We start from the raw sequence: 12,632 nt of genomic DNA, 5'->3' as shown, positions 1-12,632 counted from the left end.
CTGAAATTCTTCAGAGGGTGAACGCATGAGTGGTGTGAGACGACGCAGTGTCCTGGCCGCGTTCGGCGGCACGGTGGCGGCGGGCGCGGTGACCGGGACGGCACAGGCGGCCCCGGCGGAAGCGTCCGCCGCCGGGAGTGCGGCAGGCGCCGCACCCGCGGCCCCCGTCCCCGGGCCCGGCGACGCCAAGGGCCGCCACGAGCGGGAGATCTCCGCCCTGCTGCGCAGGATGACCGTGGAGGAGAAGTTCGGCCAGCTCCAGCAGCTGCCCTGGTCCTGGGACACCGGACCCGGCGGTGGCGGCACCGAGGAGGCCACCAGGGCGGTGCGCGCCGGACGGCTCGGCTCCGTCCTCTCCATCTACGGCGGCAAGGCCAACAACGCCCTGCAGAAGATCGCCGTCGAGGAGACCCGCCTCGGCATCCCGCTGCTCTACGGCTTCGACATCATTCACGGCATGTGGACGACGTTCCCCGTCCCGCTGGCCCAGGCCGCCTCCTTCGACCCCCGGGTCGCCGCCACCGACGCCGAGGTCTCCGCACGGGAGGCCCGCTCCCACGGCATCCACTGGACGTTCGCCCCGATGATGGACGTCACCCACGAGCCCCGCTGGGGCCGCATCGCCGAGGGCAACGGCGAGGACCCCTACCTCACCTCCGTGTTCGCCGCCGCCAAGGTCACCGCCTACCAGGGCACCGACAAGGGCCGCGACCTCGCCGCCAAGGACCGCCTCGCCGCCTGCGCCAAGCACTTCGTCGCCTACGGCGGCGCCGAGGGCGGACGCGACTACAACACGGTCACCGTCTCCGAATCGCAGTTGCGCAACCACTACCTGCCGCCGTTCAAGGCCGCACTCGACGCGGGCTGCGCCACCGTGATGGCCTCCTTCAACACCATCAACGGCGTCCCCGCGCACGGCAACGCGCACACCCTCACCGGCATCCTCAAGGACGAGTGGGGCTTCGACGGCTTCGTCGTCAGCGACTGGACCGGCGTCCAGGAACTCATCCCGCACGGCTTCGCCGCCGACGGAGCCGAGGCCGCCCGCCTCGGGCTCAACGCCGGCGTCGACATGGAGATGACCAGCACCCACCTGGCCGTCAACGGCAAGAAGCTGCTGCGCGAGGGCAGGATCTCCGAGCGGCGCCTCGACGACGCGGTCCGCCGCGTGCTGCGCCTCAAGTACGAACTCGGCCTGTTCGACAACCCGTACGTCGACGAGAAGGCGGTCGTCCAGGAGCCCACGCCCGCCGCCCGCAGGGCCGCCCGCGACACCGCAGCCCGGTCCATGGTGCTGCTGAAGAACGAGAAGAAGGCGCTTCCGCTCGCGCCCGGCACCGGGTCGGTGGCCGTCGTCGGCCCGTTCGCGGACTCCCCGGACCTGCTGGGCGCGTGGGCGTTCCCGTTCGCCGCGAAGACGGCACCCGCGGTCACGGTGCTCGCCGGGGTCAGGGCCGCGCTGCCGGGCGCCAAGGTGACGTACGCCCAGGGCGTCGATGCCGACGGCAAGGACACCGGCGGGATTCCGGCGGCCGTCGCCGCGGCGAAGGCCGCCGACGTCACCGTGGTCGTCGTCGGCGAGGCCTCCGCGCTCAGCGGCGAGGCTGCCGCCCGGTCCGACATCGGCCTGCCCGGCGACCAGGAGCGGCTGATCGCCGCCGTCGCCGCGACCGGCAGGCCCTTCGTGGTCGTCCTCGTCAACGGCCGGCCGCTCACCCTCGGCGACTGGCTGGGCTCCGCGCCCGCCGTACTGGAGGCCTGGCACGGCGGCACCGAGGCGGGCAACGCGGTCGCCGACGTCCTGTTCGGCAAGGTCAACCCGGGCGGCAAGCTCCCGGTGACCTTCCCCCGTACGGTCGGCCAGATCCCCCTCTACTACAACCACGAGTCCACGGGGCGGCCCTACGACCCGGACAACAAGTACACCTCCAAGTACCTGGACCTCCCCGAAGGCCCCCAGTTCGCCTTCGGCCACGGGCTCAGCTACACCACCTTCGAGACCGGCGCACCCAAGCTGAGCCGCGGCTCGGTCCCGGCCCGCGCGCTGCGCGGCGGCGACACCGTCGAGGTCGCGGTGACCCTCACCAACACCGGGGACCGCGAGGGCGACGAAGTGGTGCAGCTCTATGTGCACGACCGGTTCGCGAGCGTCGTGCAGCCGGTGCGCAAGCTGCGCGGCTTCCGCCGGGTGACGCTCGCCGCGGGCAGGAGCACGACCGTACGGTTCTCGCTCGGCGCCGACGACCTCGGCTTCTGGACCAACTCCGAGGACGGGAGGTTCGTCGTGGAGGAGGGCGACTTCGACGTGTACGCCGGGACGAGCGCGCTGGCCACGGCCAAGGCGACGCTGAAGGTCACCTGACCGGCCCGGAGGGGGACACGGAAGGGGCCCGGCCCGCAGGACGTCCTGCGGGCCGGGCCCCTTCCCTTGGCTTCCCGTCCGGGCGTCAGACCCCCGGCGGTACCCGCGAGGGGCGGCCCGAGCCCCGTGTCATCGCGTACCCGGCGACACCCGCCAGTGCGGCCAGCACCGCGCCGCCCGCGGTCCACAGCCACCGGTCCGACCAGTTCCCCGAAGCCCAGCCGTCCTCCGGGGCGGCGGCCACCGAAGCCTGCTTGGGCGGGTTCTGCGCGTCCTCCTTCTCCGGGGTCGTCGCACCGGGCACCAGCGGCGCGGTCAGCGAACCGTCGACCGCCTTCGACCCGCCCGCGTTCACCACGGACGGCCGCATCTCCGCGCGCACCGGGAGCCCGAGGTCGTCGTCGGCCAGCGAGGTCACCGTCAGCCGCACGAAGTAGGAGCCCGGCAGCGGGTCGTTGGACGACTGCTCGGCCCAGCTCCGTACCGTGCGCAGGTGGCAGGTCAGCGTCGCGTCGGCGGTCTCCTTCGGCACGGTCACGGCCGAGGAGCCGTAGGTGCAGGCCTGCCGGCGGCGCAGCCCGTCGTACACGTCCAGCCGCCAGGTCTGCGCACCGTGCCGCTGCGCGGCCGGGGGCAGTACGACCTTGGCCGTGACCGTGGCGTCCTGCCCGGCGTCCGCCGGGAACACCCAGTACAGGTAGTCACCGGTCGAGGCGCCCGCCGTGGCGAGCTGCCCGGTCTTCACGGCGGTGGCGGTACGGAAGTTGGTGCCCGCCTCCGTCGGAGCGGCACCGGCGCCGTCGGTCGCACCGGGCGACGGCGACGGCGACTCGTCCGCCACCGCCCCCGGGGCCGAGGTGAACAGAGCGGCGGCGGCGAGCAGCACGCCCGTCAGCACACGTGTCGTACGCATCAGTTGGTCCTCCAGACCGCAACGCGCCAGCGCGAGATCCAGCCGAAGAGCAGACCCGCGAGGAGACCGACCAGGACCATCACGCCCAGCAGCCACCATCCGTGCCCGAGCCCGAACGACGCCACGTCGGAGGCCCGCTTCGGCGAGTCCACCAGGTCGATCGCGAGCTCGACCGGCAGGCCGGGCTCGGTCTTCACGTTCGGGGGAGCCGAGAACGAACTGCTCACCTGGAGGCAGACCGTCTCCGTCGGAGCCTCCTGCTGCCCCTTCCCGGTGGCCACCTCTGCCTTCGGGTAGCGCAGCCCGGACGAGATCACGTCGGTGCGCCCGTCGCCGGACTCCTGGCCGCGCACGATCTCGCGCCCGCTCTTCGTGGAGGCCCGCACCAGCACGCCGTAGTCGTTGTTGACGGCCCGGTCGGCACCGATGCTCACCGAGGCGCGCAGCTCCTGGCCGGACTTGACCTCGACCTGGTACCAGCGGTGCTCGCCGAACCGCTCCCGGTCGGTGTACAGGCCGGCGGCCAGCTTGGGCGCGTTCACGCAGGACGCGCCGCCCTTGGTGGCGACGGGCGTGACGACCGGGTCGGCCGCCCGGTCCACCAGCTGCTTGACCCGCTTGGAGAGCTGGTCCTTGTGCTGCACGGCGGTGTAGGTGCCGCCGGTCGCCTCCGCGATGCAGGTCAGCTGCTGGCGGATCTTCGCGTTGGGCACCAGGCCGAGGGTGTCGATCACCAGGTGGGTGCCCTTGGCGGCGATCTCGCGCGCCACCACGCACGGGTCGAGCGGACCGCAGGTGTCCTCGCCGTCGGTGATCAGCACGATCCGGCGGGTCGCGTCACCGCCCTCCAGGTCCTTGGCCGCGCCGAGCAGCGCGGGCCCGACGGGGGTGAAGCCGGTGGGGGCGAGGGTCGCGACGGCCGCCTTCGCCTCGGTGCGGTCCAGCTTGCCGACCGGGTACAGCTGCCGGGTGTCCTCGCAGCCGAGCTTCTTGTCGTTGCCCGCGTAGTTCGCGCCCAACGTCCTTATGCCGAGCCGGACTTCCTCGGGGGTGGCGTCGAGGACGTCGTTGAAGGCCTGCTTGGCCGCCAGCATCCGGGACTGTCCGTCGATGTCGCGGGCCCGCATCGAGCCGCTGACGTCGAGGACCAGCTCGACCTTGGGGGATTCCTTCGGGGTGCCCTCGCCGGTTTCCGGCCCGGCGTCGGCGAGAGCCGGCGTCGGGAGCAGCCCGGCGGCCAGAGCGGCGAGCAGTGCGCCGCACGCTCCGGCCGCCAGTCGTTTCCGTGTGATCATCGCCGGATCCTATGAAGGATCGTCCGCCATGCACAAAACGAGGGGCGTGCGCTAGCTCTGAGGTGGTATCAGCTTCACCAGGAACTTCTTCGCGGCGCCGATGTTCCCCGCCGCGTCGATGGTCCGGTACTCGACGGTGTGCGTCCGGTACTCCGGTGCGGCGTCGTCCCACGGCACCACCCGCGGCGTGCCCAGCTTGCCGTAGACGAGGTCGTCGACGTTGGTTCCCGACGGGGTGAACAGCCACGGCTTGGCGGCGTCGGTCGGCCAGCCGTAGTAGGTGTACCAGCCGTCCCCGTTCACCCGGAACTGCGAGACCACCGAACCCTGCTGGTCGTCCTTCGCGCTCAGCTTCATCGTGAACGGACCGTCGAAGACGTACTCGACGGGCCTGCCCGGCCGCTCGACGGTCCGCACCGGCTTCGACAGCTGGTACGAGGTGGTGGCCCCGGTGGCGTCGACCTGCCAGGTCAGCGACTCGTCCGTACCGGCGATCCGGGCCTTGAGGGTGTGCGTACGGCCCGCCGCGAGCGGCAGCCTGCCCAGGTCGAGGTCACGGTCGTTGCCGGGGCCGGTGGTGACCGGCCACCCGTCCAGGGTCCAGCGGACGGCGGGGGCGCGTCCGGTGGTGGAGGGGTGCGAGGTGTCCGCGTACACCACCGACCCGGCGCCGACCGGCCGGTCCGTGGCGGTGTGGCCGGTGAACCGGGCCGCGCCCGCCGTGTGCGCGGCTGCGGCGCCGCGTTCCACGGTCCAGGCGACGGTACGGGTCAGCGCCGCCGAGGCCCGTACCTTCGGGTCCCGTACGAAGGGCGTCGGGTCGCTCACCGTCGCGGTCAGGGTGTGCGGGCCCCTGCCGATGCCCAGGCGCCGCAGCTCCAGACTCCGGCTGCCGAACGTGGCCGGAACGACCTTGCCGTCCAGCCGCCACACCACGTCGAGCGCACCGCCCACCGGATGCAGGGTGTCCACCCACACGGTGCGGTCGGTGCCGAGCGGGGCGGTGTTCGGGGTGTGGTCCTGGACGAGGTTCACCTTGTTCGAGATGGCCTGCGTCATCACCTCGCGCTCGATCTGGTCGAAGTCGTAGCCGAGGGTCTTCATCATGGAGTGCCTGCTCGGCCGCCAGACGCCCTTCGTGGCGTACATCCCGCCCTCGAAGCGGCCGATGCGCCCGCCGGACAGGCTCTCCTCGCCCAGCCAGCGCCACCATTTGCGCTGCTCGGTGCGCATCTGCTGCTCGGTGAGCAGGGTGTGGTGCACGGAGTTCGGCTCGCCGCCGGTGTACGTACCGCCGGGGACGCCGCGCCCGTAGTAGTCGTACTCGTCGGCGAGGCCGCCGAGCGAGTGGCCAATCTCGTGCGGGGTGATCAGGGAGGAGAGGGCGTTGCCGCCGGACGCGGTGGCCCAGGAGCCGCCCGCGCCGCCGTAGGTGCGGCTGTTGGCGAGGGCGACGATCTGCCGGTTGGCGGCCCTGGTGCCCGGTACGAGGTCGGCGGCGGCGGTCGCCTTCCCCGTGTCCACGGTCAGCAGCCGCTGCACGCTGTTCGCGTCGCAGCCGCCCCAGAAGGCCATGTCGAGCGGGGTGTCGCGGCGGGCGTCGGACAGCCCGGGGTCGCAGTCGACGCCCGACTCCGGGGAGGGCGTCTCGACCGCCCACACGTTGATGTAGGAGCGGTAGGAGGCGAACGGTTCGATGCTCCACAGCACGTTCATGTGCTTCTCGACGTCGGCGCGGAACCGGGGCAGCTCGGCCGCGGTGTACCCGTCGCCGAGGACGACGAGGTTGAAGCGCTTGTCGGCGGGGCCGGTCGTCTGGACGGGGACGACGGTGGCGGCGTCCGGGGCGGCGTCCGGAGCGGTGGGGGCGGCCGTGGCCGGCGGGGAGAGGGCCGCGGCGAGGAGTGCGCCTGCCAGGGCCAGGAGTGCGGATCTCTTCTTGGTGCGCGAGGATCGCATGAGTCGCATGGGCGGGAGCGTACGACCGGCCTCAACTGAGCGTAAAGAGGCCGGAGTTGCGCAAGGGTTGCCTTCCGGACGTGCTTCGCGCGCAGAATTCATCGTCTCGCAACACATTCCAGGATGCGGACGAACACCAATTCGACGTGGACAAGAGCGCCTGCTCACTGCCACTCTCGCGCCATGCCTCCTGCCTCCTTCAGCGGCCCCGTCCGCCGTGTCTCCCACCCCTTCGGCCGCGGCGCGATCGCCGTCGCCGTCGTCGCCTCCGCCGTCCTCGCGGCCGGCTGTGCCCCCCAGCCGGAGCCGGGAGCGAGCGCGTCGCCGGGAGCGGCCACGGCCAAGGGCGGCTCCTGCGAGCAGGGCAGGCTGACCACCGAGACCGCGGGCAAGCTGACGGTGGGCACCGACAAGCCCGCGTACGCCCCCTGGTTCAAGGACGACAAGCCGTCCAACGGCCAGGGCTACGAGTCCGCCGTCGCCTACGCGGTCGCCGAGAAGCTCGGCTTCAAGAAGGACGACGTGGTCTGGCAGACGGTCGCGTTCAACAACGCCTTCGCCCCCGGCGAGAAGAAGTTCGACCTCGACCTGAACCAGATCTCCATCAGCGACCAGCGCAAGAAGGCCGTCGACTTCTCCTCCGGCTACTACGACGTGCGCCAGACCGTCGTCGCCCTCAAGAACTCCAAGGCCGCGAAGGCCAGGTCGGTCGCCGACCTCAAGAACGTCAAGCTCGGCGCCCAGGTCGGCACCACCAGCCTCGATGTCATCAACGAGGTCATCAAGCCGGCCGAGAAGCCGGCCGTCTACCAGAAGAACGACTTCGCCAAGGCGGCCCTGAAGAACGGCCAGGTGGACGGCATCGTCGTCGACCTGCCCACCGCCTTCTACATCACCGGCGCCGAGGTGCCGGAGGCCTCGGTGATCGGCCAGTTCGCCGACACCCTCGGCAAGGCGGAGCAGTTCGGCGCCGTACTCGACAAGGGCAGCCCCCTCACCCCCTGCGTCACCGCCGCCGTCGACGCCCTCCGCAAGGACGGCACCCTGGCGAAGCTGGAGAAGCAGTGGCTGGCGGACGCGGTCGACGCACCGGTGCTCAAGTGACGGTCCACAAGACGGGACCGGTGGCGGTGGCGGACGACACGTACGTCCCCTCCGCCCGCCGCCTCGCCCGCGAACGCTACAAGCGCGGCCGTGCCCGCCGCGCCACCGCCATCGCCGCGATCAGTACCCTGGTCACGGCGGCGGTCCTGTACGTCGTCATCGTCAACTCCCCGGGCTGGCAGCGCACCCGCGAGACCTTCTTCGACCCCGCCTTCGCCGCCAAGGCGTTCCCGGAGGTCATGAAGGGACTGTGGCTCAACCTCCGCCTCCTGGTGGTCTGCGGGGCCGCGGTCCTGGTCCTGGGAATGCTGCTGGCCGTCGCACGCACCCTGAAGGGTCCGGCGTTCTTCCCGCTGCGCGCGCTGGCCACCGCGTACACGGACTTCTTCCGCGGCCTGCCGCTGATCATCAACCTGCTGATCGTGGTCTTCGGCGTCCCCGCGCTGCGCCTGACCGGTGTGACGACGGACCCGGTGGTCCTGGGCGGCATCGCGCTCACCCTGACGTACTCGGCCTACGTGGCGGAGGTGTTCCGCGCGGGCATCGAGTCCGTCCACCCCTCGCAACGGGCGGCGGCACGCTCGCTCGGCCTCTCCAACCGGCAGACACTGCGCCACGTCGTACTGCCGCAGGCGGTGCGCAGAGTGGTCCCCCCGCTGCTGAACGACCTGGTCTCGCTCCAGAAGGACACCGGTCTGGTCTCGATCGCGGGCGCGGTCGACGCCGTGTACGCGGCCCAGATCATCGCCAGCCGCGACTTCAACTACACGCCGTACCTCGTGGCGGGTCTCGTCTTCGTCGCCCTGACGATCCCGATGACGCGCTTCACGGACTGGGTGACGGCCCGGATGGACAAGCAGAGGGCGCAGGGCGGAACGGTATGAGCGACACCTTCGAGAAGCCCGCGGACGCGGTGGGCGCGGCCGAGGACCCCACGAGCCCCGTGCTCCGGCTGGAGTCGGTCCGCAAGACCTACGGCAAGGACACCGTCGTGCTGCGCGACGTGGACCTGGAGGTCGCCCCGCACACGGTGACCGCCCTCATCGGAGCGTCCGGCTCCGGCAAGTCCACCCTGCTGCGCTGCGTGAACCTCCTGGAGGAGATCGACGACGGCGCGATCCTCCTCGACGGCGAGGACATCACCGACCCGAGGATCGACCCCGACACGGTACGGCGGCGGATCGGCGTCGTCTTCCAGGCGTACAACCTCTTCCCGCACATGACGGTCCTCGACAACATCACACTCGCCCCCAGGCGGGTGCACGGGGTCGCGAAGGAGGAGGCGGAGGAGCGCGCGCGGGAACTGCTGGAGCGCCTCGGGCTCGGCGCCAAGGCGACCTCCTACCCCGACCGGCTCAGCGGCGGACAGCAGCAACGGGCGGCGATCGTGCGGGCGTTGGCGGTACGGCCACGGCTCCTGCTCCTCGACGAGATCACGGCCGCGCTCGACCCGGAGCTGGTGGGGGAGGTGCTGAACGTGGTCCGCGACCTGAAGGACGAGGGCATGACCATGGTTCTGGCCACCCACGAGATGGGCTTCGCCCGGGAGGTGGCCGACCAGGTCTGCTTCCTGGACGCGGGCGTCGTACGCGAACGGGGCACCCCGGCCGAGCTCTTCGGGGCACCCAAAGAAGCCCGAACCCAGCAGTTCCTCAAGCGAATTGTGGAGGCCGGGCGGCTCTGACAGTGCCGCGTGCTACATCTTGAGCATGCGGGGACGACGACTTCTGAGTTACCGGGACGCGGTGGCGATCCTGGGCGGCGACAGCGAGGCGCTGGCGGCGGCGGACCAGGTGGTGGGCGGGGCGCTGAACCTGGCCACCGGGGGAGCGAGCGACACGGTCCTCGGCCTGGTCGGCGCCCAGGGCCGGCTGCTGCGCGCCGGACGCGACGCCCTCGGCGGACTGCGCGGCCGGCTGGGCACGGCGGAGCGGGCCGCCCGCACGGAGAAGATCGCGGCGGCGCACACGGTCCTCGTCGTGGTGGCCTTCTTCGAGTCGCTGGCGGAGGCGGAACTCCCCTTCGACGTGGCCGACCTGGAGGTCACCCGCAGCGAACAGATCGCCCTGACCGGCGGCGACGCGGAAGCGTCCGGGCTGCTGCGGCTGCTGCTCTCCGTCGAGGTGCCGCTGCCCAGCCCCGCGGAACCCTACGAGACGATGCTCGACCGGCTGTGCGCCTGGTACATCCGGCCTTCGCTCCGGCTGCTCCAGTATCTTCAGGGGCTGTCGGTGTGGGACGGGCTCGATACGGGCGCACGCTCGGCGACAGAGGCCGTACTGCGGGACCTGGACCGGCGGGCCGCGGCCCGGTACGACGAGCTGTACGCGCAACTGGCCCTGGAAATACCGGAATTCGGCTACTGGTCCGGACAGGTGGAACACCAGGCCACCCGCAACGAGGTCCGCAGGGCGCTGGCCGGAGTGGAAGCCGCGCTGCTGGGGCTGTCGGCCGCCCTCCCGCTCGGCCATGCCGCCGCCGCTCTGACCGCCGCCTACCAGGCCGCCCTGGACAGGCCGATCCTCTCCGGGGGCAAGACCCCCAGCGGCATCACCCTGCCGACCCTCACCGAGGGCTATGTCGACCCGGACTTCCGCGTCGCCCGGGTGGCCGGGGAGAGCAGCGGCCCGGCCGGGGAGGACTGGTGGGACGGTACCTACGTACGCTCCGACCTCACCGAGTTCTTCGCCGCCGCCCTGACCTCCCTCGGCTCGACGACCGCGCCGCTGCTGGTGCTCGGCCAGCCCGGCGCGGGCAAGTCGGTCCTGACGAAGATCCTCGCGGCCCGGCTGCCGGAAACCGGCTATCTGCCCGTCCGGGTGGTTCTCCGGGAGATCCGCGCGGAGGACGAGGTGCAGGACCAGATCGAGCACGCGGTACGACTGGCCACCGGCGAGCGGGTCTCGTGGCCCGAACTGGTGCGGTCGGCGGCGGGTGCGGTGCCCGTGCTGCTCTTCGACGGCTTCGACGAGCTGCTGCAGGCAACCGGGGTCAGCCAGACCGACTACCTGGTGCGGGTCGCCCGGTTCCAGCAGCGCGAGGCCGATCAGGGGCGCCCGGTGTACGCCGTGGTCACCAGCAGGACAGCCGTGGCCGACCGGGCCCGCTGCCCGGAGGGCACGGTCGCCCTGCGACTGGAGCCCTTCCGCGAACCCCAGATCGAACGCTGGCTGGACGTCTGGAACGAGCTGAACGCACCCCACTTCACCGCCCACGGCCTCAGACCGCTCTCCGGAGCGGTGGCCGGGAGGCACGTCGAACTGGCCTCCCAGCCGCTGCTGCTGCTGATGCTCGCCCTCTACGACGCCAACGGCAACGCACTCCAGCAGGACTCCGGCAGCGGGGAACCGCTCGGCGCTGCCGACCTCTACGAGGAACTGCTCACCTCCTTCGCGGTCCGCGAGATCGGCAAGTCCGGCGACAATCTCGACGCACGCCAGTTGGCCGAGCACACCGAACGCGAACTCCAGCGGCTCTCCCTGATCGCCTTCGGCATCCTCAACCGCCGCCGCCAGTGGATCACCGCCGACGAGCTCGACCAGGACCTCGTCGCGCTGCTCGGCCGCCCCGACCTGCGGGGTGCCGATTTCCGGGCCCCACTGGGGCAGGCCGAGATAGCCCTCGGCCGGTTCTTCTTCGTGCAACGGGCACAGGCCCTCCAGGACGACCAGCAGCTGATCACCTACGAGTTCCTGCACGCCACCTTCGGTGAGTACCTGGCCGCACGGCTCGCCGTACAGGTGCTTGCCGGGCTGCTCGCCCAGCGTCCCGCGCTGGCGCTCGGCCGGGTGAGCGTGGACGACGACCTGTTGTACGCCCTGCTGTCCTACAACCTCCTGGCCACCCGCCAGATGCTGCGCTTCGTCGACGCCCGGCTGGCGAAGCTGCCGGAGACGGACCGGCAGCGGCTGGGCGACCTGCTCGTCAGCGTGATGGACGACGCGCGCGAGCGCGGGGCGCACCAGTACTCCGACTACCGGCCGATCCGGCGCGCGACGGCAGCCCGGCACGGCAAGTACGAGGCGAACCTCGTCCTCATGGCGGTGCTGCTGCGCGGGAGCGTCACCGCGAGCCGGCTCTTTCCGGAAGCGGAGGACCCGGCGGGCATCTGGTGGCACCGGACCCAGCTGTGGCGCTCCGCGCTGACGGAGCAGGAGTGGACGGAGTTCGCGCTCGCGCTGAAGGTGCGGCGCCGGTGGGAGGGCGAGCGGCGCGAGCTGACGGTGGAGCGCTGGACCGGAGACGAGTACGTCGCCGAGGACATCGATCCCTACTGGCTGTTCCGTCACCCGCCGGGCAGCGAGACCTACGAGCGGGACAGTTCGTGGTGGCGGTCGTACTGGCAGGAGATACAGCACAAGATGGAGGTGGCGGGCGGCACCAACGACTCCGTCGTCCGGCACGCGCTGGATCCGATGTTCCGCCACATCGGGGCGTCCGTCGCCGCCTTCCACGGCGGGCCCGACGGTGGTACGGCCACGTCGATCGCGCACGACCTGATGGAGCTGTGGCTCCGCAGCAGCCTGGGCGGCAGCGACGCCGAACTGGCCGAGCACTACCTGCGGTGCTCGCACGTGCTGGAGCACGCCCGCTTCTTCAACGAGCAGTTCGGGCACCGGGCCGCCGCGCTGGTGGTGGCGCAACTGGGGGCGGACGCGCACCGGTTACCGGTGGACGTGGTCGCGAAGGTGCTGGTGGAAGCGCTCCCGGCCATCCCGGCCGAACTCGCGGAGAGGTGCGCGAGAATCGCCGTGGACCGATTGGACAGGGTGGAGACGAACGGCCAGGAGGCGCTGGTCGAAGGCGTCCAGTCCCTCGTCCGGGCGCTCGTGCGCACGCTGACGATGCTCAGCGGCGCACAGCGTCCCACGGCAGAGGTGAACCAGTGGATGGCGGAGACCTCGACCGGCCCGGCCCTGCGCTTCCTGGAACAGGACGAACTGTTCACCGCCACGTTCAGATCACGCGTGTACGGCGCGGGCCAGGACTGATCCGCCCC

Annotated in this window: 8 protein-coding genes; 5 read left to right on the top strand and 3 right to left on the bottom strand. The window is 71.6% G+C overall.

What is annotated here, in order from left to right:
- The first annotated feature begins 25 nt into the window (after positions 1-25).
- Positions 26-2,362, top strand: coding sequence for a glycoside hydrolase family 3 N-terminal domain-containing protein (locus ACFYVL_RS05890; protein WP_389241568.1), 2,337 nt, complete (start codon positions 26-28; stop codon positions 2,360-2,362).
- 85 nt (positions 2,363-2,447) lie between these two features.
- Here ACFYVL_RS05890 and ACFYVL_RS05885 read toward each other — a convergent pair whose 3' ends face one another.
- Genes ACFYVL_RS05885 through ACFYVL_RS05875 form a run of 3 tightly spaced genes read right to left on the bottom strand, consistent with a single transcriptional unit; the run spans position 2,448 to position 6,538 of the window.
- Positions 2,448-3,275, bottom strand: a complete 828-nt coding sequence (locus ACFYVL_RS05885; RefSeq protein ID WP_389241567.1) for a hypothetical protein — start codon at positions 3,273-3,275, stop codon at positions 2,448-2,450.
- Entirely contained in the window at positions 3,275-4,570 is a 1,296-nt protein-coding gene (locus ACFYVL_RS05880) for a VWA domain-containing protein (protein WP_389241566.1), read from the bottom strand. Before ACFYVL_RS05880 ends, ACFYVL_RS05885 begins: the two co-directional genes overlap by 1 nt.
- Before the next feature lie 51 nt (positions 4,571-4,621).
- Complete coding sequence (locus tag ACFYVL_RS05875) at positions 4,622-6,538, bottom strand: M64 family metallopeptidase (RefSeq protein ID WP_389241565.1); 1,917 nt, start codon at positions 6,536-6,538, stop codon at positions 4,622-4,624.
- Positions 6,539-6,712: 174 nt separating this feature from the next.
- On the opposite strand from ACFYVL_RS05875, the gene ACFYVL_RS05870 reads away from it, so the two are divergent.
- Genes ACFYVL_RS05870 through ACFYVL_RS05855 form a run of 4 tightly spaced genes read left to right on the top strand, consistent with a single transcriptional unit; the run spans position 6,713 to position 12,624 of the window.
- Complete coding sequence (locus tag ACFYVL_RS05870) at positions 6,713-7,633, top strand: ABC transporter substrate-binding protein (protein WP_389241564.1); 921 nt, start codon at positions 6,713-6,715, stop codon at positions 7,631-7,633.
- Complete coding sequence (locus ACFYVL_RS05865; RefSeq protein ID WP_389241563.1) at positions 7,630-8,517, top strand: amino acid ABC transporter permease; 888 nt, start codon at positions 7,630-7,632, stop codon at positions 8,515-8,517. The genes ACFYVL_RS05870 and ACFYVL_RS05865 overlap by 4 nt, the downstream gene beginning before the upstream one ends.
- Positions 8,514-9,317 (top strand): amino acid ABC transporter ATP-binding protein, encoded by an 804-nt coding sequence (locus ACFYVL_RS05860; RefSeq protein WP_389241562.1) that lies wholly within the window; start codon positions 8,514-8,516, stop codon positions 9,315-9,317. The genes ACFYVL_RS05865 and ACFYVL_RS05860 overlap by 4 nt, the downstream gene beginning before the upstream one ends.
- A gap of 25 nt (positions 9,318-9,342) precedes the next feature.
- The gene (locus ACFYVL_RS05855) at positions 9,343-12,624 is read left to right on the top strand and encodes an NACHT domain-containing protein (protein ID WP_389241561.1); all 3,282 of its coding nucleotides are present in this window, start codon (positions 9,343-9,345) and stop codon (positions 12,622-12,624) included.
- The last annotated feature ends 8 nt before the right edge of the window (positions 12,625-12,632 follow it).

Origin of the sequence: Streptomyces sp. NPDC004111 (assembly GCF_042874215.1) — a bacterium.
Taxonomy (GTDB): Bacteria; Actinomycetota; Actinomycetes; order Streptomycetales; family Streptomycetaceae; genus Streptomyces.
This window is presented reverse-complemented; position numbering and strand designations above follow the sequence as displayed.